This window comes from Pacificibacter maritimus, assembly GCF_003814915.1.
In the GTDB taxonomy this organism is placed as follows: domain Bacteria; phylum Pseudomonadota; class Alphaproteobacteria; order Rhodobacterales; family Rhodobacteraceae; genus Celeribacter; species Celeribacter maritimus.
This window is the reverse complement of record NZ_RKQK01000002.1, coordinates 234,641-257,674: the sequence shown is the minus strand read 5'-3', so window position 1 is coordinate 257,674 and position 23,034 is coordinate 234,641. Positions and strand designations below refer to the sequence as shown.

General features: G+C 51.4%; 20 protein-coding genes. 11 read left to right on the top strand and 9 right to left on the bottom strand.

Going from position 1 to position 23,034, the window contains the following annotated elements:
* Positions 1-94 precede the first annotated feature (94 nt).
* Positions 95-802 carry a Hint domain-containing protein gene (locus tag EDD53_RS07770; RefSeq protein ID WP_123792670.1) on the bottom strand — a complete coding sequence of 236 codons (708 nt, stop codon included), beginning with the start codon at positions 800-802 and terminating at the stop codon, positions 95-97.
* A gap of 143 nt (positions 803-945) precedes the next feature.
* Here EDD53_RS07770 and nth point away from each other — a divergent pair, with 143 nt between their 5' ends.
* Together nth and EDD53_RS07760 are read left to right on the top strand one after the other, a co-directional pair.
* A complete protein-coding gene (gene nth / locus EDD53_RS07765; RefSeq protein WP_123792669.1) occupies positions 946-1,593 on the top strand; it encodes an endonuclease III in 648 nt (215 codons plus the stop codon).
* 19 nt (positions 1,594-1,612) lie between these two features.
* Positions 1,613-2,572, top strand: a complete 960-nt coding sequence (locus EDD53_RS07760) for an adenosine kinase (protein WP_123792959.1) — start codon at positions 1,613-1,615, stop codon at positions 2,570-2,572.
* A 331-nt stretch (positions 2,573-2,903) separates the two neighbouring features.
* Here the strand turns inward: EDD53_RS07760 and polA are convergent, their stop codons facing one another.
* From polA to EDD53_RS07745, 3 genes are all read right to left on the bottom strand, one after another.
* Complete coding sequence (gene polA, locus EDD53_RS07755) at positions 2,904-5,717, bottom strand: DNA polymerase I (protein ID WP_123792668.1); 2,814 nt, start codon at positions 5,715-5,717, stop codon at positions 2,904-2,906.
* A 104-nt stretch (positions 5,718-5,821) separates the two neighbouring features.
* The gene (locus EDD53_RS07750; RefSeq protein ID WP_123792667.1) at positions 5,822-6,244 is read right to left on the bottom strand and encodes a globin domain-containing protein; all 423 of its coding nucleotides are present in this window, start codon (positions 6,242-6,244) and stop codon (positions 5,822-5,824) included.
* 136 nt (positions 6,245-6,380) lie between these two features.
* Positions 6,381-6,566, bottom strand: a complete 186-nt coding sequence (locus tag EDD53_RS07745; RefSeq protein ID WP_123792666.1) for a zinc-finger domain-containing protein — start codon at positions 6,564-6,566, stop codon at positions 6,381-6,383.
* A 182-nt stretch (positions 6,567-6,748) separates the two neighbouring features.
* On the opposite strand from EDD53_RS07745, the gene EDD53_RS07740 reads away from it, so the two are divergent.
* Positions 6,749-7,684 carry an ABC transporter ATP-binding protein gene (locus tag EDD53_RS07740; protein ID WP_123792958.1) on the top strand — a complete coding sequence of 312 codons (936 nt, stop codon included), beginning with the start codon at positions 6,749-6,751 and terminating at the stop codon, positions 7,682-7,684.
* A 64-nt stretch (positions 7,685-7,748) separates the two neighbouring features.
* On the opposite strand, the gene EDD53_RS07735 is transcribed toward EDD53_RS07740, so the two are convergent.
* Entirely contained in the window at positions 7,749-8,126 is a 378-nt protein-coding gene (locus EDD53_RS07735) for an HIT domain-containing protein (RefSeq protein WP_123792665.1), read from the bottom strand.
* A gap of 17 nt (positions 8,127-8,143) precedes the next feature.
* A complete protein-coding gene (locus EDD53_RS07730; RefSeq protein ID WP_123792664.1) occupies positions 8,144-9,721 on the bottom strand; it encodes a DUF5928 domain-containing protein in 1,578 nt (525 codons plus the stop codon).
* A gap of 132 nt (positions 9,722-9,853) precedes the next feature.
* Between EDD53_RS07730 and EDD53_RS07725 the strand changes: the two genes are divergently transcribed.
* Positions 9,854-10,672: a sulfotransferase family protein gene (locus tag EDD53_RS07725; protein ID WP_123792663.1), complete on the top strand. Its 819-nt coding sequence runs from the start codon at positions 9,854-9,856 to the stop codon at positions 10,670-10,672.
* A gap of 53 nt (positions 10,673-10,725) precedes the next feature.
* On the opposite strand, the gene EDD53_RS07720 is transcribed toward EDD53_RS07725, so the two are convergent.
* Both EDD53_RS07720 and EDD53_RS07715 read right to left on the bottom strand, forming a co-directional pair.
* The gene (locus EDD53_RS07720; protein WP_123792662.1) at positions 10,726-11,484 is read right to left on the bottom strand and encodes a hydroxypyruvate isomerase family protein; all 759 of its coding nucleotides are present in this window, start codon (positions 11,482-11,484) and stop codon (positions 10,726-10,728) included.
* Positions 11,484-12,056, bottom strand: coding sequence for a DUF1285 domain-containing protein (locus EDD53_RS07715; protein ID WP_123792661.1), 573 nt, complete (start codon positions 12,054-12,056; stop codon positions 11,484-11,486). The genes EDD53_RS07720 and EDD53_RS07715 overlap by 1 nt, the downstream gene beginning before the upstream one ends.
* A gap of 120 nt (positions 12,057-12,176) precedes the next feature.
* Here EDD53_RS07715 and EDD53_RS07710 point away from each other — a divergent pair, with 120 nt between their 5' ends.
* The 4 genes from EDD53_RS07710 to EDD53_RS07695 are packed head-to-tail and all read left to right on the top strand — an operon-like array spanning position 12,177 to position 18,896.
* Positions 12,177-13,163 (top strand): AAA family ATPase, encoded by a 987-nt coding sequence (locus tag EDD53_RS07710; RefSeq protein WP_425464050.1) that lies wholly within the window; start codon positions 12,177-12,179, stop codon positions 13,161-13,163.
* Positions 13,160-14,062: a DUF58 domain-containing protein gene (locus EDD53_RS07705; protein ID WP_246002291.1), complete on the top strand. Its 903-nt coding sequence runs from the start codon at positions 13,160-13,162 to the stop codon at positions 14,060-14,062. The genes EDD53_RS07710 and EDD53_RS07705 overlap by 4 nt, the downstream gene beginning before the upstream one ends.
* Entirely contained in the window at positions 14,062-16,833 is a 2,772-nt protein-coding gene (locus EDD53_RS07700; protein ID WP_123792659.1) for a DUF4159 domain-containing protein, read from the top strand. The genes EDD53_RS07705 and EDD53_RS07700 overlap by 1 nt, the downstream gene beginning before the upstream one ends.
* Positions 16,830-18,896, top strand: a complete 2,067-nt coding sequence (locus tag EDD53_RS07695; protein WP_123792658.1) for a hypothetical protein — start codon at positions 16,830-16,832, stop codon at positions 18,894-18,896. The genes EDD53_RS07700 and EDD53_RS07695 overlap by 4 nt, the downstream gene beginning before the upstream one ends.
* A 6-nt stretch (positions 18,897-18,902) precedes the next feature.
* Here EDD53_RS07695 and EDD53_RS07690 read toward each other — a convergent pair whose 3' ends face one another.
* Complete coding sequence (locus tag EDD53_RS07690; protein WP_123792657.1) at positions 18,903-19,598, bottom strand: DUF599 domain-containing protein; 696 nt, start codon at positions 19,596-19,598, stop codon at positions 18,903-18,905.
* Between the two features lie 492 nt (positions 19,599-20,090).
* On the opposite strand from EDD53_RS07690, the gene EDD53_RS07685 reads away from it, so the two are divergent.
* From EDD53_RS07685 to EDD53_RS07675, 3 genes are all read left to right on the top strand, one after another.
* Positions 20,091-20,894, top strand: a complete 804-nt coding sequence (locus EDD53_RS07685; protein ID WP_123792656.1) for a trypsin-like serine peptidase — start codon at positions 20,091-20,093, stop codon at positions 20,892-20,894.
* A 121-nt stretch (positions 20,895-21,015) separates the two neighbouring features.
* Positions 21,016-21,489 carry an Hsp20 family protein gene (locus EDD53_RS07680; RefSeq protein ID WP_123792655.1) on the top strand — a complete coding sequence of 158 codons (474 nt, stop codon included), beginning with the start codon at positions 21,016-21,018 and terminating at the stop codon, positions 21,487-21,489.
* Positions 21,490-21,715: 226 nt separating this feature from the next.
* A complete protein-coding gene (locus EDD53_RS07675) occupies positions 21,716-22,930 on the top strand; it encodes an aminotransferase-like domain-containing protein (protein ID WP_123792654.1) in 1,215 nt (404 codons plus the stop codon).
* Positions 22,931-23,034 lie beyond the last annotated feature (104 nt).

Genomic DNA, 23,034 nt, shown 5'->3' with positions numbered 1-23,034 from the left:
TGGCGCTCACTGATGTTTTCGTCAGTCTAGCCAATCAATGTAAAAAGGCGACCCGAAACCTGTTCAATCATCGGCATCGATGCGTCATGTCGGATCAAGCTGCTATCGTCCGTCGTGCCGCTACGGCTTGACGCGGTTTCAGCACCACGGCTTCCCCTTTGTGCAGACACATTCGCGCTGTTTTGCTTGTTGCAAAATCTGGCCCTAGACGTTCCGCGATGATGTGCGCGATGTCAGGGCCAAGAAAATTAAGCGTTTCTTCGTTAGGAAACAGGCTTTCGATCCAGATTCCTTCGCTCAGAATCACTTCATGCTGCGCAAACAGGATATGGCAGTATGCATAGTTGGATTCTGGGGCCTCAAAATTTATTTCATCTTCTGTGGCAATGTCGCTGGCGGGGGCAAGGACTTCATCATTGCCAAAATATAGATCCACAAGAGGAGAGTTGAGCAAGATTTTGTGATTTGGTGACACGACCAAATCATGTGCGGGTGTATTGTGCCCAAGAGCGCCGGAGTTGACGCGTAAAGGGGGCAGAGCGCCCGGATCGTTTAAACTGCTGCGCCCGACCCAAACGACAGGTTGATAGCCGTTGTCGCGGGTTAAAACCAGATCGCCGCTGCGCAGCCACTCGGCGGGTTGCGGCCCCTCCGCTGTTTCGATCATCACATTGGGACCACAGCCAGTAAGACCCGCGGGGGTAGAGGGAAGCTGGGCAGTTGGACTTTCGCTGTCGGCGTCCCAAAGGGCAAGCGTATCGCCAGTGTCTGGTTGCTCAAAAGTTCCAAATGAAGAGTGCATGTTCCGCCATCCCGCTAATACTTGATAGGTTCACCTTGCACCGAATTACTCAAGGGTGACTTAATTGTTTTTCACAATCTATCTGCAATTTTATGAAAACCTGATGCTTGCTGTTAAAGGCGCAAACGGGCATTAATCCCTTTATGGTTAAACAACTTGATTATCATCAGATCACCGAAATCTTTACACGGTTTCAATCCGTTGACGCGGAACCGAAGGGCGAATTGGACCATACCAATGCCTATACTTTGGTCGTGGCCGTGGCTTTGTCTGCGCAGGCCACAGATGTTGGCGTTAATAAAGCCACCAAAGAGTTGTTTAAAATTGCAGATACACCGCAAAAAATGCTCGATCTTGGCATCGAAGACTTAACCGAACATATCAAAACCATTGGCTTGTTTCGCCAAAAGGCCAAAAACGTCATGAAGACTGCGCAAATCTTGGTTGATGAGTTTGACGGGACTGTGCCGTCGTCGCGGGCCGCCTTGGAAAGCCTGCCGGGTGTCGGGCGTAAAACGGCCAATGTGGTTTTGAATATGTGGTGGCATGTGCCCACACAAGCTGTCGATACGCATATCATGCGCTTTGGAAATCGCTCTGGCGTGGCTGTTGGCAAAGATGTTGTCGCGGTTGAGCGCGCCATCGAAGACCATATTCCCGCGCCATTTCAACAACACGCGCATCACTGGATGATATTGCATGGTCGCTATACCTGCAAAGCGCGTAAACCTTTGTGCAGCACCTGTTTGATACGAGACATCTGCGCCTTCGAGGAGAAGAACTTTGACTAAAAAATACCAAGTTGTCGGCATGGGGAACGCTGTTGTCGATGTCATCGCGCAGGAAAATGATAATTTTCTTGAACTCATGGGCATTGAAAAAGGCATTATGCAGCTTGTCGAACGTGAGCGTGGTGAAATGCTTTACGGTTCCATGACAAACCGTGTTCAGGCACCAGGTGGCTCTGTTGCAAATACGCTCGCGGGTCTTGGTAATTTGGGCTTGAAAACAGGCTTTATCGGCCGTGTACATGACGACGCTTTGGGCCAGTTTTACGCCAAAGAAATGGAAAATGACGGCACGACTTTTGTGAACCCACCTGTTGCGGGGGGCGAGCTGCCGACATCACGGTCTATGATTTTTGTCTCTCCAGATGGCGAGCGTTCGATGAACACATATCTTGGAATTTCGTCCGAAATCTCAGCTGACGATGTGTCCGCCGATGTCGCCGAAGACGCCGATATTTTGTTCCTTGAAGGCTACCTATACGACAAAGACAAAGGCAAACACGCATTTGATCAAGCCGCAAAACTGACCAAAGCGGCAGGCGGCAAAGTTGGTATTTCACTGTCTGATCCATTCTGCGTTGACCGGCACCGCGATGATTTTCGCAAATTCGTCAAGGAAATGGACTATGTGATCGGCAACGAACACGAATGGGCCAGCCTGTATGAAACCGATCTTTCAACTGCCTTGGAAACAGCAGCTTCTGAATGCGGTCTGGTCGTTTGCACATTGGGCGGGGAGGGCGTTGTTTTGGTGCAAGGCGACGAAACAGTCACCGTAAAAGTCGACCGCGTACAACCTGTTGATACTACGGGCGCAGGCGATCAATTCGCTGCAGGTTTCCTCTATGGCTTTGCCACAGGCCAGACATTAGAAACTGCGGGCCGTATGGGCTGCGTCGCTGCTGCAGAAGTGATTTCCCACATTGGCCCTCGCCCAGAAGCGGATTTGAAAGAGTTGTTTGCGGAAAAAGGACTGATTTAAATCCTTTCGCTAGACGAGCCATGAAGACAAAGCCCCCAGACTAACCTGTGCGTTTTGTGTTTCTAGGAAAGTGCGGGGGGAAGTCTGCAATGTGGCTTTTGCAGATTGAGCGCCCCCCGAAATTCTGACAGTGACGTAATCTACGATTTTCAGTCTGCTGATCTTCGACGAGAAGAAAATCAGAGACGTCGAAACGCAAACAGCATGCGCCAGAATTTAAGGCGCATGTCGCGCTGGCAGGACAAGGCAGCCTTAGGTGTTGATCTTGCCAGCGCTATTTAACCCAGATTACGGATCATCTCATCTGAACTTTTAAAGAACAGTGATAGTGTTAATGTGCCTCGGCCCAGTTGTCGCCGATGCCTGCGTCCACTTCAATTGGTACGTCTAGGTGCACGGCAGGTTCCGCTGCGTTTTCCATAACGTCTTTGACGGCTTCGATGACCGCATCGCAGGCGTTTCCATCGACCTCAAAAATCAATTCATCGTGCACTTGCAGCAGCATTTTTGCAGGCAGGTCCGCAATCGCGTCGGGCATACGGATCATCGCGCGGCGGATGATGTCGGCGGCAGTCCCTTGGATCGGTGCGTTGATGGCCGCGCGTTTGGCAAAGCCCGCTTGCGGACCTTTTGCGGCGATCTCTGGCGTGTGAATTTTGCGGCCAAATAGTGTTTCAACATATTTGTGCTCTTTAGCAAAGGCCACAGTTTCGTCCATGTATTCTTTGATACCTGGAAAGCGTTCAAAATAGCGGTCGATAAAGCCTTGGGCTTCCTTGCGCGGAATGCGCAGATTACGTGCCAATCCAAAGCCTGAAATGCCGTAAATCACGCCAAAGTTGATGGCTTTCGCTTGGCGGCGCACCATTGGGTCCATGCCCTCGATCGGCACGTCAAACATTTCTGATGCGGTCATGGCGTGAATGTCATGACCATCTTTAAAGGCCTGTTTCAGACTGTCGATTTTGGCGACATGGGCCAAAATACGCAGCTCGATTTGTGAATAATCCAGAGAAATTAGTTTTTTACCGCTGTCTGCTACAAAGGCTTGGCGAATTTTACGGCCTTCTTCCGAGCGCACTGGAATATTTTGCAAGTTCGGATCACTGGATGACATCCGCCCAGTGACAGCGCCCGTTTGAATGTAAGACGTATGCACACGGCCTGTGTCTGGATTTATAAAGGTTTGCAAAGCATCCGTGTAGGTCGATTTTAGCTTTGACAACTGACGCCAATCCATCACGCGCGCGGGCAATTCATGACCCTCAGCAGCAAGGTCTTCCAATATGTCGACCCCCGTGGCGTAAGCCCCTGTTTTTCCCTTTTTACCACCGGGCAATTCCAACTTATCAAAAAGGATTTCACCCAATTGCTTGGGCGATCCCACGTTGAATTCTTGCCCTGCGAGCTCTTGAATTTCGGCCTCAAGCCCCGCCATTTTTTGTGCAAAATTATTGGACATGCGCGATAGAACGTCGCGGTCGACTTTAATGCCGTTGCGCTCCATTTGGGTCAGTACGGGCGATAGGGGGCGTTCCAGCGTCTCGTAAACAGTGGTCACCTGTTCTGCGTGGAGTTTTGGTTTGAAGATCTGCCACAGGCGCAAGGTGATGTCGGCGTCTTCGGCCGCGTAGCGGACAGCTTTGCCGATCTCGACCTTATCAAACGTAATCATGGACTTACCTGACCCCAACAATTCCTTCGTTGGGATCGGCGTATGGTTCAAGTACCGTTCTGACAAAGCATCCATGCCGTGATTGTGCAGGCCTGCATGCAGGGCGTATGACAAAAGCATCGTGTCGTCATAGGGCGCGACTGTTACGTCGTAGCGGGCAAAAATCTTGGCGTCATATTTCATATTCTGGCCAATTTTCATGATGCTCGGGTCTTGCAACATGGGGCGCAACGTATCGATGACCAAATCAAGCGGCAGTTGCCCTTCAACCAAGCTGTCGCCACCAAATAAATCGTCATCGCCAGCTTTATGCGTCAGGGGAATGTAACATGCCTTTCCTGCCTCGACACACATTGAAACCCCAACAAGATCGACCTGCATGGCATCAAGGCCCATGGTTTCCGTGTCTACGGCCACATAGCCACGTTCGTAAATATCGTCGATCCAGCGCTCTAACGCGCCCATATCACGGATATGTTCATAGGCATCCAGATCGAAAGGTTTCGTTTCAGGCACTGCGGATTGTGTTTGCGGGGCTGCACCGCTGGCTGATGCTGAGGCATCTGGCAGGTCGGGGGCTTCAACGCCGTAGCGTTCTGTCGCCCGTTTGACCATAGTTCTGAATTCCATTTTCGCTAAGAATTCAACAAGTTGATCTGCATCAGGCCCTTTGACTTCAAGGCTGTCCAGCGTAAAGTCTAAGTCCATATCACAATCCAGTTTCACCAGATCACGCGAAATGCGGATGAGTTCTTCGTTGTTGATCAGGCTTTCACGGCGTTTGGGCTGTTTGATTTCTGAGGCGCGGGACAACAAAGTATCGAGGTCGCCGTATTCATTGATCAAAAGCGCAGCTGTTTTGATGCCAATCCCAGGCGCGCCAGGTACGTTGTCAACGCTGTCACCTGCCAAGGCTTGCACGTCGACCACACGCTGTGGCCCAACACCGAATTTTTCGGCAACCCCATCTGAATCGATGCGTTTGTTTTTCATCGGGTCCAGCATTTCAACGCCATCGCCGATCAATTGCATTAAATCTTTGTCTGATGAAATGATCGTCACGCGCGCGCCCGCATCGCGGGCTTGGCAAGACAGCGTGGCGATGATGTCATCGGCCTCAAAGCCTTCGACTTCGATACAAGAAATGTTGAAAGCACGCGTCGCGTCGCGCGTCAGAGGAAACTGCGGGATCAAATCTTCGGGCGCGGGGGGGCGGTTTGCTTTGTACTGTGGATAAATATCGTTTCGAAAGCTTTTGCCTGAGTAGTCAAAAATCACAGCCGCGTGTGTCGGGGCGTCTGGGCCTGTGTTGCCTTCGATATAACGGTACAACATGTTGGAAAATCCAGACACAGCCCCAACGGGCAGGCCATCGGATTTGCGCGTAAGTGGAGGCAGGGCGTGATATGCGCGGAAAATAAAGGCTGAACCGTCGATGAGGTGAAGGTGATGTCCCTTGCCGAATGCCATAATACGTGCCGCCCTGTGTCTGATTATCTCGGGCTTTGATAACACGAATGTCACCCCTATCCGCAAGCGCAGATCGGGGTAAAACTGTTGAAAGCGTCAGCCACTTAGGCTGCTCTTGCGTGTTTTGCGCCTTCGATCATGGTCTTTGAAATGAATTCCAGCAAGGCGCCCCATGCCTGCGATGTTTCAGCCGTCCAAAGATCGCCAGCTTCTGCGGCTAAGGTGTCAAGCAACACTTCGCTGACCGTTATATAGTAACAGTCTTGCACGCCGATTTTTGCGTGGCGTGCACCTAAAGCGTGTAGGGGGGCAATCAGGGTTTCTGGGGCCCCAAGCGTACTTAGGGCCACTTGCAGTGTCGCTTCCAATTTCGTGGCTTGGGTCGTGACGTCTTGGGGAAACATATCGCGCAGCTGTGGGGCGGTTATAAACAAGCGCGTGTAAAAATCTGTCGCCATTTCAGGTCGCGTCGCCATCACAGCCGCGAAACTGCTGCGAATAAGATCGGTCTGAATTTGAGTAAACATGGGGATAAACTTTCAGTTTTTGCGCATATCTTCATGCTAAAACTGAAAGTTTAAAAAAAGATCAAAGACTGTCCGCGCGCCGCATTTAGCGCGACACGCAAAGGGCATCATTGCGATGCGCTAGATTTGAACCATTTTAGGCTTCGTCGGCCATTCTTGATGATGTGTGGATGAATTTCTTATCGCAATATCCACATTCAACATAGCCCGTGTCATGAGGCAAAACAAGCCAGACGCGCGGGTGACCCAACGCCCCTTCTGCGCCATCACAAGAGACTTTCCATGTTGATACGATTTCAGTTTCTGGGGCGGTGTTGGTCATATTCGTCGCTCACTTTTGGCTATACGCCGTCTGTTGATTTGATGCACAGGTGGTGCGCAGGCAGTCACTGTTGCCGAAGCGGTTTGTTCGGCTTATGTCAAAGTCCTATGATAGCGATCCTCACAGTACGAGCAAGGGGTTGCGACGCTATATGCGCATGAAACGGCGATAGGGGAATGACGATGACAAGCAACGCGATTGAGATCAAAGGCCTACGCAAAACATATCGTAGCCAAGGATCTGCGCCCGACAAGGAAGCGTTGAAGGGCATCGATTTGGACATTCCCAAGGGGTCAATCTTTGGATTGCTTGGCCCAAATGGCGCAGGAAAATCAACCTTGATCAATATTTTGGCGGGTCTTGTCGTTAAAACGTCTGGACAGGCTAAAATTTGGGGGTTCGACCAAGATGTTAACCCGCGTCAATCCCGCGCAGCGATTGGCGTTATGCCACAAGAATTGAACCTTGACCCTTTCTTTACGCCACGTGGCGCCTTGGAAGTTCAGGCGGGCTTGTATGGTGTTCCTAAAAAAGACCGTCGATCTGATGAAATTTTGGCCCTGATCGGTTTGACCGACAAAGCAAATGCTTATGCACGCACGCTGTCTGGCGGGATGCGCAGGCGTTTGCTCTTGGGTAAGGCTTTGGTGCACAATCCGCAAATTCTGGTGCTTGATGAACCGACCGCGGGCGTTGATATCGAGTTGCGTCAGATGCTGTGGACCAATGTGCGTCGCCTGAACGAAGAACAGGGCACGACGATCATTTTGACCACGCATTACTTAGAAGAAGCGCAAGAAATGTGTGATGAAATCGCGATCATCAATCACGGCGAAGTGGTCGCGCGAGACACCACTAAAAATCTGATTGGCGCAATGGATGCGAAAACCTTGGTGATTGAGCCTGATGGAGGCGCGCCTGATAAGTTTGACTTGCCAGAGGGGGTGGTCTTGGATCGCAGGTCAGACGGCAGTTTGGCGTTTTCATATTCTCGCGGTAAACATTCGGCGAATGTGATCTTGGATGCAGTGAAAGCCGCTGGCGTTGTTATCGGTGATGTGCGGACCGTGGATCCTGATTTGGAAGACGTGTTTGTCGATTTGACCTCGGGCAAATAACGGCCAAGCAAGACAGCACTCGCTGTGTTGTAAAAAGCCCCGCACTGCGGAGCTTTTCGTTTTTCTAGGCTGACGTTAAAGGCCCACAAGCTTCGCCGCCCAGCAAATGCACATGCAGATGTGGCACCTCTTGGTGCCCGTTCGCGCCTGAATTGCTGGCCAGCCTGTACCCGTTGCCTCCATGTTCTTCACACAGGCCCATATCCTTGGCGATCAGAGCAACTGAGCGAAAGAAATCAAGCTGTTCTTCGGCGCTGGCTTCCATCACAAAGTGATCATAGCAACGGTACGGCCCCTTTGGGATCACCAAAATATGTACCTTTTTTTGCGGTGAAATATCAGGAAAGGCCATGGTGTGATCGCTTTCAAACACAGGCGTAGATGGAATTTCACCGCGTAAGATTTTGGCGAAAATGTTTTGATCGTCGTATGTATAGCCCATGGGGATTTTCCTTTGGCTTAATCGTAGAACAGATAGTCAGTTTTGGCGATTTTCAGCGCGTCTTCTTCGGAAATTTGTAAAAAGCGTGCAATTGGTGCCGCGTTTTCTTCAGGAGAATTTGATTGCGAGATACGTTCGTAGTTTTCAAATTCTTCATCACGAATGACATCATATTCATGATTGATATCAGATCGAATGGTTGGCAAAAGCCGCTCCATTGCGTCTGCGGGTGTTTGGTCGCCCGCCAGCCCAACCCGCTTGGCATGACCATCTAGATAGTCATCGGAAAATTCACATTCGATTTCCAGCAATCGCGTGCTGGAGCGGTCGTTGTAAAAATCACGTATCAATTCAATGCCGTCGGAATCCAAACACACGACCATGCGGTCAGTTTCGAAGTAGTCAAATAGCATCCGCACCCAAGCCCGCCTGTGACGTGTGCGCTTTTCCAAGCTTTTTTCAATACCGCCCAAATCGGGCAGGGGCGTGCTTTCTTCGCTGAACAAATATTCGACGCAAGGCAGGTCTGTATGCTCTTTAATCTTAGCAACAAGCCTTTTTGCAACGTGCCACTTCTTACAAACGATCATCAGAAGTTCGCGGTCGCGACCGAGTGAACTTTCTGTCTGCCAAAACCTTTGGGAAAACCGACGTCCATTTCGTCCGCGCCCCGTGAGGAATTTGAACAAAGAACGGCCTTCGCCAGAAATCTGAAATTTCACATCCTTTGCTGCAAAGAGATCACCCAGACGTTTTTTCAATTCGGTCGCGTCGGGCGATATTTTTCGTGCGAAAAGAAAGTCTTGCGAGACAAGTAAATCGTAATGATCATTATACATGACCACGGGCATGCCGTAATCTGTGAACATCAAAAAGGTTAAAGTCCGCGACTGAATCTCATGTTCGGGCACCAAGTGTCGCACGAGTGTTTGGAAAAACGTCTCGTCAGGAATCCACGTGGTGCGGAAGAATTTCATCACATCTTTGCGGGTGCGCGTGAAGTCAAGAATCCACTCAACGGTACGCCTGCGCAGGCACCACCACTGAGACCCGATTTGCACCTGAATATCGGCGGGAATTTCGCGTTGTAGACCAAGTTTGCGTTGTAACCAAAAGCTTTGATAAAACAGCCATTTTTGCGATCTTTCATTGAACCAATGGCGATATATCAGGCGTTCTTCTTTGATGCCTGTTTTAATCCAATCAGATTCGAAGAAATCAAAGCTTTCGACGAAGTCAAAATCGTTGTCATCCAAGAAATCATGCATGTATTCTGCTGATTTCACCGACATACAATCCCCTGAGACCATGTAAAAATGTGTCGCACGTGGAAAGGCTGCCTCGGCTGCTTCAACGGCATAAAGTGAGGCTTGTACCAAAGACCATTCACCCCACCCGCATTTGATGCGTTTGGTGGCATAGGTGACATTTGGATTGTCTTTTAAACCCGCGCGGATCAGGTCAAATTTGTCTTTGCCGCTGCGTGCATCAAAGTGAATGGATATATAATCACCAGCCGCAGTCAGTCTGCGAGCTTGGTCAATGATGGCCTCTGGATCTTTGTGGCACAGTAGAATGAAGGCAATTCGTGCCATTTTGGAAACCGTATCCTCATTTTTGCCGCATTGTTTGCATATAATCGTAACGAGTTATTGAATAAACAAGCTTAATTTGCTTTTAAAGCGCAAAACGTGGTTTGTGTGCAGTGTTGAGGAGATAAGGGCTATATGGGCTTTCCAGGAACTTGGATGACCGAAAGTGAAAGCGTGGTTTACCGCGTTGTGCCGAAATGTGCATGTTCGACCATTGGTCAAATCATGTTTTATTCCGATCATGGTGAATTCTTCGACGGGGATATTCACGACAGTAAAGATCGGATGCACAAATGGGCGCAAGAGCATAGCCAGCCTTTGCTAGAATCGAATATTCAAGCGCATAAATCCTATGCCTTTACCTGTGTGCGCAATCCGTACACGCGCGTGCTGTCGTCCTTTTTTGACAAGGTTTGTGGCATTCAACGCAATGGCAAGCGCTACCGTGGCAATCTTGTTCCGCAGTTGATCCAAAAATACGGGATCGAAGTTGGCGGCGTTGATGGCAAACAAGAATTCGATCAAATCGCATCCTTCCGCCGCTTTCTTTTGTTCGTGCGCGATACCATTCGCTGGCGTCGTCCGATGGATCCCGATATCCACTGGTCAGCCATGTCTGGCCATGTGTCGACCTTTATCGCCAATGGTGGTCGCTACGATAAGATTTTCTACACGGAAAATTTCAATGAAGGCATGCAAGAGGTGCTCGATTCGATCGAAACCAAGCACAGTGTGGATTTGGCGAACATCCCGCGTTTCAACGAATCAGAGGGGCATGGTCCCAAACGCCTTCACCCTGTTGAAGATTACTTTGATGATCTGTCGAAACATCTTGTGTGGGAAATTTACAAACGTGATTTCCAACTGTTCAAATATGATTTCGAAAACCCAGGCAATAAGTTTGCGACAGGTGAAATCGATCTAGATGAGGTCCACGCCAAACTCGGCGATTGATGCCTCATAGCACCGATTTTTCACAAACGCGTCACCCATAAGGTGGCGCGTTTTTATGTGGGCATTTGCATCCAGTCTAAGCCTTCTGTCGTGCGTTTTTTGGGTGTGTACTCCGCTGAAACCCAGCCTGTGTATCCGCTGTAATCAATGTGTTTGAAAAACGCAGGGTAGTCTATTTCGCCCTTGCGCGGCTCTGCGCGCTCGGGGGCTGATGCTATCTGCACATGGCGTATATAGTCTTTGCATTTGTCCCATGTTTCGAACAGATCGCCTGTAATCATCTGCGCATGATATGCATCGAATTGCAGGCCTAAGTTTGGGGCGGAAATGTCATCTAAAATTTCCAACGCCATATCAAAGTTATTTAAAAAGTAGCCTGGCATATCGGTTTCGTTCAAAGGCTCGATGACCAAGCTCATCTCAGGGGCTTCTTTCGCGGCCCATGCTAAATTGCGCTTATAGGTTTCCAGCGCCACCACGCCTTTTGCACGCCCTGCCATCAGGTGCATATGCTGTGCGCGCAAGAGTTTGGCAAAGCGTATCGAGCGGATAAAATCCTTACGAAAACGGTCCTCGGTTGCGGGCATAGCTGCGAACCCGCGTTCTCCGCCTGCCCAATTGGGGGGCGGCATGTTGATCAGCACCATATCCAATCGGTGGTCCGCCAGTTTGCGCGCGATTTCAGAGGCGGCTTCGTCGTAGGGAAACAACACTTCTACCGCATCAAACCCCGATGCTTTCGCCTCGGCAAACCGTTCAATAAAAGGGTATTCCTTGAAAAGATAAGACAGATTTGCGGCAAACTTTGGCATTATGCGTCATCGCTTTCTAGCATCGCGCCAAATGGGAAAAACACACCTGACGACCAGACGCCCATTTGTGTTTTCCCACCAACGCAATCTTGCGTTGCGAGGTCCACCAAGCGGTAAAAACTTTTGCGGTCGATCAGAGCCTCAAGTCCGCGGCGTATTTCAATATAGGGCGCAGGTTCGCCGTTGGGGCGTGTGCAAAAGCGCAAAGGATGCGCAGCGCCTGCCGCAACCTGATCGCCCATTGATGTGTGAAAGGTCAAAACCTGTTCCTGCCCTTGGCCTGCTTCATCGAAATCAATGGCCAAAAATGGAGCGTCTTCAACTGTGATTCCGACCTTTTCTACGGGTGTAACCAAGAAATAGTCATCGCCTTCTTTTTTAAGAATTGTCGAAAACAAACGCGCCAAGCGCACGCGCCCAATGGGGGTGCCCAGATAAAACCAAGTGCCATCCTTGGCGATCCGAATATCCAAGTCACCACAATAGGGCGGATCCCACGCTTCGACAGGGGGCAATCCGCGTCCTTTTGCGGCCTTTATCGCGTTTGCAATGCTATCTGCGGTGACGGTCACGAAAAATTCACTCCCCTATCCATGAGATAACCCTATTGTTTGTTTGTGCTTTCGCCCAGACCTGTTTCTAATAGTGCGAGCAATTATTTAGATGGTGAACCTATGTCGCGAAATGACCTGATGAGCGAAATCGATGCGTTAAGCGCGAAATTGACGCAAGCGAAAGAATCGGTCACGCGGCGGTTTATTGGCCAAAATCAGGTCGTTGATTTGGTGTTTTCAGCGCTTTTATGTGGTGGTCATGCGCTTTTGGTGGGCCTGCCCGGCATGGGGAAAACACGGCTTGTTGACGCTATGTCGACAGTGATGGGTTTGCAGGGCGCGCGGGTGCAATTCACGCCTGACCTGATGCCTGCCGATATTTTGGGGTCAGAGGTCTTGGAAACCGCCGTGGATGGTACGCGCAGTTTTCGCTTTATCCAAGGCCCTGTATTTTGTCAGTTGTTGCTGGCCGATGAAATTAACCGCGCATCGCCGCGTACGCAATCAGCGCTGTTGCAAGCCATGCAAGAAAAGTCAGTGACCATAGCGGGCCAAGCCCATAAGCTGACGCCGCCGTTTCATGTTTTGGCAACGCAAAACCCATTGGAACAAGAGGGCACATATCCCTTACCCGAAGCACAGCTTGATCGTTTTTTGGTGCAGGTCGATGTGGAGTACCCTGACCGCGACACAGAGCGCGCTATCCTTTTGGCCACAACAGGGACGCAAGACGGCGATGTGCATGCGGTTCTCACGGCTGACGAATTGATCGACGCGCAGGCACTTATTCGCAAGATGCCCGTAGGCGACTCTGTGGTGGAATTGATCCTTGATCTGGTGCGCGCCTGTCGACCCGATACGGATGAGGCATCAAACTTGGTGTCGACCCGTGTGGCATGGGGGCCTGGCCCAAGGGCTGCGCAGGCTTTGATGTTGATGGTGCGCGCACGCGCCTTGTTGGACGGGCGTTTAGCCCCATCGGTGCAAGATGTCGTAGACCTTGCAGGCCCTGTGCTGATCCACCGCATGGCGCTTACCTTTGCGGCACGCGCTGAAGGGCACTCTTTAAACGCTTTGATCGCACAGGTCGCGCAAGACAGGTTGCAAAAAAGAGCTGCTGCGTGAACCAGTCAACCGCAGCTTCACAACAGGGCCAAGATCCGCAAAAGATGCAGGCCGATGCACAAGGTTTGGCGGCAAACCTGCCCGCATTGATGGCACAAGCCCACCAATTGGCGCGCACGGTGTCACTGGGCTTTCATGGGCGCAAGCGCGGCGGTGCAGGAACGGAATTTTGGCAATATCGCCCTGCAACAGTCGGCGATCCCGCTCAAAGTATTGATTGGCGCAGATCGGCCCAATCGGATGACATCTATGTACGTGAACACGAATGGCAAACGGCGCAAACAGTACATATTTCCTGCGATAACTCTGCGGCTATGCACTTCGCGTCCAGTACGAAATTGCCCCGCAAGTCAGACCGTGCTGCAGTTTTGGCACTGGCCAGTGCGATTTTGCTGATGTCTGGAGGAGAACGCGTGGGACTTGCAGGGCTGGAACGCCCCGCATCAACTGGACCGCAGCATTTGAATTTAATCGCGGCTGCACTGGCGCATGCGGGAGAGAAAGACTATGGCGCAGCGGATGTCAGCGCGGCCCCCGCGCAGTCGCGTGCTTTGATATTTTCTGATTTCTTTGCCCCGTTTGATCAGATCGAGGCAGCAGTAGGCGAGGCTGTGGATAGAGGTCTTCACGGTGTTTTATGTCAAATTTTAGATCCAGCCGAGGAAAGTTTTCCCTATTCTGGCCGCACTGTCTTTACCTCTATGGGGGGCAGTTTATCTCATGAAACGCTACGGGCAAATGATCTAAAAGATCGATATATGCAGCGCTTGGCAGAGCGAAAGGCGGCATTGAAAGACTTGGCCAGACGCGCGGGCTGGCGATATTCTTGTCATCACACGGATGCGCCCGCAGCAGTTGCTTTGCGCTGGGTGCATGAAGCCGTGGCGGGGGCGCACTGATGCTGATTATTGGTCCCATAGGGTTCACGACAGCTTGGGTGCTCTGGGCCTTGGCGCTTTTACCTGTGATGTGGATCGTGTTGCGCGCCGTGCCGCCAGCGCCGCAACGCAGACGCTTTGCAGGTGTCGCTTTGTTGTTGGGGTTGGACGACAGTTCTGTTCAAGCAGCGCGCACCCCTTGGTGGCTTTTGATGCTGCGCCTTGCCGCGTTGGCTGCGCTTATTTTTGCCTTTTCAGGGCCTGTGTGGAATCCCAAAGCCGCGTCTTTGGAAACAGAACCTTTACTGATCGTCGTGGACGGCACTTGGGCGGATGCCCCCCAGTGGTCAGCGCGTGTTGATCAGGTGTCCACAGCTTTGGATGATGCGGACCGCTCTGGGCGTTTGGTCAGTCTTATCACGTTGACTGACCTGCCCGCTGGGGATTTGCAGTTTTTACCTGCGCGGGCTTGGCAAAGCATAATTGCCGCGCAAACCCCCGCAGCAAACACACCTAATGCAGATGCGGTCATTGCGGTTTTGCAGTCACTGGATCGCCCAACGCAAACGCTATGGTTATCGGATGGGCTGGCCTATGCAGGACGCCAAGACATCTTGGCCATACTGCAAGATAACGGTCCTGTGCGTGTTGTTCAAAACCCACAATCAATTGTTGCGCTTGGCCCTGTTCAGCCGAGCGAAGCAGGGGCTGAGACAATAATCCACGCCCTCAACACCGATATACCGCGCGAGGTCACAATGCGCGCCTTCGGGCCTGATCCAAATGGGATCGAACGCATTTTAGGGTCGACCAAAGTGACCGTGCAAACTGGTGTGACGCCCGTGGAGATTGATCTTTTGGCCGAACTGCGCAACCGCGTCACCTACTTTGATATTGAAGCCGTACGATCTGCAGCGGCAGTGCAATTGGCTGGCGACAGCCTGAAGCGGCCCAAAGTGGCTTTGGTGTCCAGCGAAAGCAAAGAAAACTCATCAGGACTGCTGTCAAACCTACATTATTTACGCACGGCTTTCCAAGACGAGGCCGACGTGATCGAAGGCGCTTTTTCGGACAGTCTTTTGGCCAACCCTGATGTGATCGTTATGGCAGATGTTGCACGTTTGGCGCAAAGCGAAGCGGCAAAAGTGCTGGATTGGGTGACGCAGGGTGGGCTGTTGTTGCGCTTTGCGGGGCCAAGATTGGCGGCCTCTGATGTGGGGCGTGATCAGGTTGATCCATTGATGCCTGTACGCTTGCGCATTGGCGGGCGATCTTTGGGGGGCGCAATGAGTTGGGGCAACCCAAAGCAATTGCGGCCCTTTGATGAGACATCCCCCTTTTATGGTCTCGATATTCCTGATGATGTCACTGTCTCGTCGCAGGTCTTGGCCGAACCAGATCCTGATCTTGCACAGCGTGTTATTGCGACTTTGGCCGACGGCACGCCTTTGGTGACACGCAAAGCTGTGGGGCAGGGGCAGGTTGTTTTGTTCCATGTCACCGCAAATGCGGACTGGTCGACATTGCCTTTGTCTGGCTTGTTTTTATCAATGCTGGAACGCCTATCTGCTGCGGGCAAAGGCCCATCCCGGACCGCGGAAGAATTTATCAATGATCTTACGGGGCAGTCTTTATCGGTTGTCAGCACGCTTGATGCCTTTGGCACGTTATCGCCTGTGTCAGTCTTGCCCCCTGTGGCGGGGGTGGATTTTGCACGCCAGCAAGCCTCTAAGGTTACGCCTGCGGGGCTCTACCTGTTGCGCGATCAAAGCTATGCCCTGAATGTGTTTACTGATCAAAGCCGTCTTGAACCTGCGAACTGGCCAAGTGACGTGGAGTTGATCCGCCAACAAGAAACGTCAGAGCGCCCCTTGATAGCCTTCTTTTTGGTCACGGCTTTTGGTGCTTTATTGATTGATGTCATCGCGACCTTGGGGTTGGCTGGGCGTTTGCCGCGGTTTCTCGGTCTTATTTTGGTCGCAAGCCTTTGCTCGAATGTGACCGCCCCACAGGGGGCTGCCGCGCAAGATGGTGTGGATGCTCTGTACCTGACAGCCAGTTCCGATGTCACTTTGGCTTATGTTCTCACGGGTGACGCCGATACAGATTTTACATCGCGCCAAGGGCTTATAGGTCTGTCTAAAGTGCTGCGCGATCGCACATCTGTTGAGCCAGCAGACCCCGTTGGTGTAGATCTTGAAAGCGATCCGTTGGGGGTCTTCCCAATTTTGTACTGGCCAATTTCTGATGCCCAAACTCCGATTTCTGCCGAAAGCTACGCAAAACTTAACACCTATATGCGCGGCGGCGGGATGATCTTTTTCGACACCCGTGATGGCGATATCGCCACAGGGGCGCAAGTCACGGCGCAGGGCACGAAACTGCGTTCTATTGCCAGATATCTAGATGTACCGCCTTTGGACGTGGTGCCCCAAGATCACGTGATCACTCGGTCCTTTTACTTGCTCGACAATTTTCCAGGTCGCTACGCCAATGGCCAACTTTGGGCACAAAAAACAGTCGATGCCGATGACGCGCCACAAGGCGTGCCCTTTCGCAATCTGAACGATAATGTCAGCCCAGTGATGATCGGCGGCAATGATTGGGCCGCTGCTTGGGCAATAACTGACGATGGGCGTCCGTTGCGCCCTATTGGCAGTGGCTATGGCGGCGAACGTCAGCGCGAAATGGCCAAACGCTTTGGTGTAAACCTCATCCTTTATGTACTCACGGGCAGCTATAAATCCGATCAAGTGCATGTGCCTGCATTGCTGGAAAGGCTGGGAGAATGATCGAACAGATCGCCTTTTCGCCGCTGATCCCATGGCCTGTTTTTATCGGGCTGGCTTGCGCATCTATTGCGGTGATTGCATTTGCCGCTTGGCGTAAAATGACGGGAAGTGTTTTGCGCTTTGTCGCGTTTTTGGGATTGCTTTTGGCTTTGGCAAACCCCGTTGTTTTGCGTCAAGAACGGGATGCTTTGACTGATATCGTCATCTTGGTCGTGGATGAAACAGCCTCGCAAACCTTGTCTGACAGGCGGCTGCAAACAGAGCAAGCCGAGGCTAAAATCGAGGCGCAGGTCGCACAGCTTTCCAATACCGAATTGCATAGGGTGACCTTGCAAGATGCATCGGATGATCGCGGGTCTTTGTTGCTCACACGCGTGGCTGACGCAATGGCGGATATTCCACAGGGACGTTTGGCCGGGGTTATTTTGTTGTCTGATGGGCAAATTCATGACGCAGGATTGGTGCCTGATCTGCCCGCGCCTTTGCACCTGTTACTGACTGGTTCGCCATCAGATTGGGATCGCAAGCTGCGGGTTGAAAACGCACCTGCCTTTGCGATCTTGGATGAAGAAATTACATTGACCTTGGCCATCGAAGACCAAGGCGCAGTGCCGCAAGGGTTGCCGCAAGTCTCGCCCTTGATCGTGTCGATTGATGGGGGCGAGGATATCGTTTTGCAAATGCCTGTCGGGCGCTCTGTGCAAGTTCCGCTGACCCTGCCGCATGGTGGTATGAATGTGTTGCAATTCTCCGTGCCGATGGTCGAAGGCGAATTGACGGATCGCAATAATTCCGCCGTCATTCAGATCAACGGTGTGCGGGATCGTTTGCGCGTTTTGCTGGTCTCAGGAGAGCCGCATAATGGCGAACGTACCTGGCGCAATTTGCTAAAATCCGATCCTTCGGTTGATCTGGTGCATTTCACCATTTTGCGCCCGCCAGAAAAACAAGACGGCGTGCCGACCAGTGAATTATCATTGATACCATTCCCAACCCGCGAGCTGTTTCTAGACAAGATTGATGACTTTGATCTGATCATTTTTGATCGGTATAAACTGCGCGGTATTCTGCAACCCAGCTACCTAGAAAATATCGCCCGATACGTCGAAGATGGCGGCGCTGTATTGTTTTCTGCGGGGCCTGATTTTGCCTCGGCGGACAGTTTGTATCGCTCAAGCCTCTCTCGTATTATTCCTGTTCAACCCACAGGGCGCGTGATCGAACAAGGCTATGTGCCGCAGATCTCCAATCTTGGGTCACGCCACCCCGTTACTCAGGGCTTAGGGGGCGTAGCGTCATCCGTCGATGCGCCACCCAATTGGGGGCGCTGGTTCCGCCAAATCGAACTGTCTGCACTGTCGGGGCAAGTCATCATGACAGGCGTTGATGACAAACCGCTTTTGGTGCTGGATCGGGTCGGCGAAGGCCGTGTGGCTGTACTGGGGTCTGACCATGCGTGGCTTTGGTCGCGCGGGGTCGAAGGGGGCGGGCCGCAGTTAGAATTGCTCCGCCGTTTGGCGCATTGGATGATGAAAGAACCTGAGCTGGAAGAAGAAACACTTTCGGCCACAGTTCAAGGATCGACAATCACCGTTCTGCGTCGAAGTTTGACCGATGACCCACAAAATCTGACCGTGACCGCCCCAGATGGCACAACGCGTACGGAAACTTTTGCCAAGGCCAGTCCCGGCCGTTTCGAAGCTACCATTACAGGCGAAGATATGGGGCTTTATAGATTGCAAGCTGGCGATCATGAGGCGGTTGTCGTACTCGGGCCAGCCGCGCCGCGCGAGTTTGAAAACACAATCGCCACCGATACACTTTTGGCAGGGGCCGTGCGACCAACACGCGGCATGGTTAAGCGCCTTTCAGATGAGACCCCTGATATTCGGCTTGTGTCCCAAGGTCGCTTAGCAGGCGGGCGCGGGTGGATCGGCATCACGCCCAGAAACGCCTATACCACCCTATCATCCTCAACTGCGCCCGTGATCCCGATGTGGGGCTGGCTTGCGATTTTAATGGGGTGGATCAGTTTCGTTTGGATACGCGAAGGGCGTCGTTAAGGCGCTTTAGATTTCGTCACCCAGCAGCACAGCGCGCGATGACGAGGCAAACTCACGGCGGACCAAAATGAAAATGGTGAACAGCGTAGTGCAGATCAAAGCCTCTGGCCCCAAAAACCACCCCAAAGTTCCAAGCGCGAAATAGATGCTGCGCAACCCACGGTTAAATGCGCGTGCGGCTGAAATGTTCAATTCGCCTGCTTTTCTCGCACGGGGCAGGGCTTCGGGTGAAGACACATCATTGGGCACAGATGCCATGACAACGCCGCAGTAACCAAACAAACGGTTGGCCCAAATGAATTTCAAAAAGGCGCTGGTGATCACGGCAAGTGCTACAAGAATTTTGACTTCCAGAATGATCTCTGGCGTATCTATGGCTAAATCTTGGGCGACGCCGCGCAACCGTTCTGCATTCGATATTGCTGCTAAGCCACCGCCGATAGCGATCATGCAAGCCGATGCGAAAAATGCTGTCCCTTGGCGTAACGTGTCCAAGATTGTCGCGTCAAAAATGCGCGGTTGACGGGTGATCATCTGCACCATCCATTTGCGGCGATATTCAGCCATAATCACTGATGTCGAAATACGTGATTTGGGAGGAAATTCAATGAAATGCCCAAGGATAATCCACGACAATAGTAAAAAGGCGACGGCAATTGCATCGAGTAAGGTGAAAAAGCTCAGTTGATCTAAAAGTTCCATAGCGCGCCCTGTTCGTGTTTCTTAGTCTGTCCCACAGGCTGTGCCCTCGTAGCAAGCTTTTGTCATCCAATTTCAGTGCATAGCCGCTATGAAAGCATTGGATATGATCATGATTCTTATCTGGCGCGGTTCTGTCGAGACCTTGCTGCGCCTTTTGGGGGGCGGCTCTGTTATGTGTCAAAAAGCCAAAAATGACCTTACGTTAACCAAAGGAGTCTCGTCACAAAGTGTCGCTATTTTTATAAATTTTGCCAAAATTGACAAAAAAATCACATAGTGAAACCCAATGTACCTACTCAACATATGGTAGAAACATTTACATCGACATGCTTCATACGGTTGATTCTGGCGCAGATTTTTTGAAGAAATTTTCCAGCACATAATTTAGATTCGTCTAGTGGGAGAAAAGCGCCCCAATTGTCCACGAATCGGCCATAATCATGCCTAGAACCGCCGGTAACTATTAGTCCAGATTAGGACTTGGGGACGAATATGAAATACTTACTGACCATCCTCTTCCTTGCGTGCATTGCAGGGCAAGCTCAAGCGGATAGCCAGTTGAAGACGTTTAAGACAGGGGACGACAGTCGCGGGTGGGAAGCGGTCGGGCGTCTTGATTTTGGTGGCAGAAGTTTCTGTACGGGATCACTAATCTCACCTTCTCTCGTTTTGACTGCCGCACATTGTCTGTATGACATCGATACGAAAAAGCTTCACAAAACCAACGAAATTCAGTTCCGCGCTGGCTGGCGGAATGGCCATGCCCAAGCTTACCGAAGCGTCGCGCGCTATTTCGTGCATCCGAATTTTGCATTGGACAATGGCAATCGCAACGACCGCCTGACGAATGATATCGCTTTGGTCGAATTGGATCGCCCCGTCAACGATGGCACGGTCTCTCCATTCCCTACATCTGGCCGACCGAATAAGGGCCAAGCCGTCGGTGTTGTGTCATATGCTCACGACCGTGCGAACAGCCCATCTTTACAAGAGACCTGCCATGTATTGGCGCGCCAAGGCGGCGTTTTGGTGACATCTTGTGATGTTGATTACGGATCATCTGGCGCACCGATATTTTCCATGGTTTCGGGTCGACCTAAAATCGTTTCAGTTGTCTCTGCCAAAGCAAACTTTCGGGGGCAAAAAGTATCGGTTGGCACCTCACTAGATGGCGCGTTGGATCAGCTATTGTCGATGGCGAAATCAGGTCGGAAGCATTTCAAAAAGGCGTCTTACAGCCCTGTTGTCGATGAGCTGACCGATTTGCAAATCGTTGTGGGTGCAATCGAAGACTAAGGTCTTGAAAGCTAAATTCTCTATCCCCAAATAAACAGTGTCGGGCGCTACAAAGTGGGTCCGACACGAGCCTGTCCCACTGGGAAGGCGTTTTATTTGGATCGCTCAATGGAGGATACCCATGCGAAATTTTGACCTTACACCAATGCACCGCGCGACTGTAGGCTTTGATCAAATCACGGATTTGATGGATCGCGTTTTACGCCAAGATGTCAGTCAGCCGAGCTACCCACCCTACAACATCGAAAAAACGGGCGATGATGCATGGCGCATTTCACTGGCCGTTGCGGGCTTTGCGACCGATGATATTGTGATCGAACAGCGCGAAAATGCTGTGATTATTGCAGCACGCAAAGCGGATGAGGATACGTCTGAAAAGACCTACTTACATCGCGGAATCGCCACACGTTCCTTTGAGCGCCGGTTCCATTTGGCTGACCACGTGAAGGTGGTAGAGGCCAGTCATGAAAACGGTATGCTGCATGTGGATTTGCTGCGCGAGGTGCCAGAAGCGCTCAAGCCACGTCGGATCGAAATCGCCTCGACGCCAGTGCTTGAAGCGGAAAAGGCAGTTGAGAAAAAGACGCTGTCATAATTCCGATGAGATAGACGTGCCGCATGTTGTTTCACTGGTGTGAAGTTGCGGTATTAAACGACGAAAGGGCACGTGCAGTCGTGCCCTTTTTGCCTCCGCAGTTGATCCCGTGTCTGTGGATTTGACCGTGTCGATGGTCGAGAATGTTATCAGCATTGCATTTATGTCAATGGTGTTGACATAATGGGTGACCTCATGCATTGCTGCACGGTGAACGGAGAATGCCATGCAGACTACTGACCTATTTGCCAAGCGCACAGATGCGATGAAAGCCTCGGAAATTCGCGAGCTTTTAAAATTGCTGGATCAGCCTGACATTATATCCTTTGCGGGTGGTATCCCTGACCCTGATTATTTTCCGCGCGAAGCTTTTACGCAGGCAATGCAGATTGCGCTGGGTCAAGATATGGCTGCGACAAGTTTGCAATATGCAGCATCCGAAGGCTATGCGCCGCTGCGAGCATGGATTGCAGGCTATATGAAAGAACGCGGCGTAGACTGCGATCTCGATAATATCCTTATCACCGCAGGATCACAGCAGGCTCTTGATTATATTGGTAAACTTTACCTTGATAAAAATGATACTGCCTTGATTGAATGGCCGACCTATTTGGGCGCTCTTGGGGCGTTTAAAGCGTATGAGCCTATATTCGATCGGTTGAATGCGGGTGAAAACCGTATGCCAAACGAAATCGCCCAGACCGCCGCTTTAGCGGGTGGGCGCGTGAAGTTTTCGTATCTATCCCCCGATTTTGCCAACCCGACGGGAAAGACCATGTCACAGGCTGAACGCTTGTCTGTGCTGGCGCAAGCCGAGGCGTTGGACATCGCGGTGATCGAAGATGCAGCCTATCAATCGCTGCGGTATGCAGGCGATGATGTGCCATCTATACTGGCGCTTGAGATGGAACAAAAAGGCGATATTGATGCCTGCCGTACGATCTTTTGCGGTTCATTTTCTAAAACACTTGCGCCCGGCCTGCGTGTGGGCTGGGTCGTTGCAGCAAAACCTGTGATTTCCCAAATGGTCTTGCTGAAACAAGCGGGTGATTTGCAGACCGCGACGATAAATCAAATTGCGGTTAATCATGTTGCGCGCTCTGTGTTTGATGAACATGTGACCACGCTGCGTGCTGTGTATGGGGCGCGGCTGCAAGCGATGCTGCGCGCCTTAAAAGACTACATGCCCGAGGGGGTCACTTGGACTGAACCCCAAGGCGGTATGTTTGTTTGGGTGACTTTGCCCAAACATCTTGATGGAAAGCTGCTGCTTGAACAGGCTTTGGCACAAAAGGTTGCTTTTGTTCCGGGGGCTGCCTTTTACGCCGATGGCGATACGCGCAACACCATGCGGTTGAATTTTACGATGACCGATGATCAAGCCATTCAAACTGGGATTGCCCGCTTGGCCAATGTGATTCAAACAGCGCTATCGTCTTAACGGCCTGTGCCATTGATGACGTTGAACTTGGCGTCAAAGGTCAAAGGCTTGATATCAAAACGCAGCTAGAGCCGCGTGCGAGCGCGGTTCTGAGACCAATAGAT

Bases quoted from the DNA above. Each gene is read 5' to 3' on its own strand.
- EDD53_RS07770 (WP_123792670.1), bottom strand. From the start codon at position 802: ATGCACTCTTCATTTGGAACTTTTGAGCAACCAGACACTGGCGATACG.
- nth (WP_123792669.1), top strand. From the start codon at position 946: ATGGTTAAACAACTTGATTATCATCAGATCACCGAAATCTTTACACGG.
- EDD53_RS07760 (WP_123792959.1), top strand. From the start codon at position 1,613: ATGGGGAACGCTGTTGTCGATGTCATCGCGCAGGAAAATGATAATTTT.
- polA (WP_123792668.1), bottom strand. From the start codon at position 5,717: ATGGCATTCGGCAAGGGACATCACCTTCACCTCATCGACGGTTCAGCC.
- EDD53_RS07750 (WP_123792667.1), bottom strand. From the start codon at position 6,244: ATGTTTACTCAAATTCAGACCGATCTTATTCGCAGCAGTTTCGCGGCT.
- EDD53_RS07745 (WP_123792666.1), bottom strand. From the start codon at position 6,566: ATGACCAACACCGCCCCAGAAACTGAAATCGTATCAACATGGAAAGTC.
- EDD53_RS07740 (WP_123792958.1), top strand. From the start codon at position 6,749: ATGACAAGCAACGCGATTGAGATCAAAGGCCTACGCAAAACATATCGT.
- EDD53_RS07735 (WP_123792665.1), bottom strand. From the start codon at position 8,126: ATGGGCTATACATACGACGATCAAAACATTTTCGCCAAAATCTTACGC.
- EDD53_RS07730 (WP_123792664.1), bottom strand. From the start codon at position 9,721: ATGGCACGAATTGCCTTCATTCTACTGTGCCACAAAGATCCAGAGGCC.
- EDD53_RS07725 (WP_123792663.1), top strand. From the start codon at position 9,854: ATGGGCTTTCCAGGAACTTGGATGACCGAAAGTGAAAGCGTGGTTTAC.
- EDD53_RS07720 (WP_123792662.1), bottom strand. From the start codon at position 11,484: ATGCCAAAGTTTGCCGCAAATCTGTCTTATCTTTTCAAGGAATACCCT.
- EDD53_RS07710 (WP_425464050.1), top strand. From the start codon at position 12,177: ATGAGCGAAATCGATGCGTTAAGCGCGAAATTGACGCAAGCGAAAGAA.
- EDD53_RS07700 (WP_123792659.1), top strand. From the start codon at position 14,062: ATGCTGATTATTGGTCCCATAGGGTTCACGACAGCTTGGGTGCTCTGG.
- EDD53_RS07695 (WP_123792658.1), top strand. From the start codon at position 16,830: ATGATCGAACAGATCGCCTTTTCGCCGCTGATCCCATGGCCTGTTTTT.
- EDD53_RS07690 (WP_123792657.1), bottom strand. From the start codon at position 19,598: ATGGAACTTTTAGATCAACTGAGCTTTTTCACCTTACTCGATGCAATT.
- EDD53_RS07685 (WP_123792656.1), top strand. From the start codon at position 20,091: ATGAAATACTTACTGACCATCCTCTTCCTTGCGTGCATTGCAGGGCAA.
- EDD53_RS07680 (WP_123792655.1), top strand. From the start codon at position 21,016: ATGCGAAATTTTGACCTTACACCAATGCACCGCGCGACTGTAGGCTTT.
- EDD53_RS07675 (WP_123792654.1), top strand. From the start codon at position 21,716: ATGCAGACTACTGACCTATTTGCCAAGCGCACAGATGCGATGAAAGCC.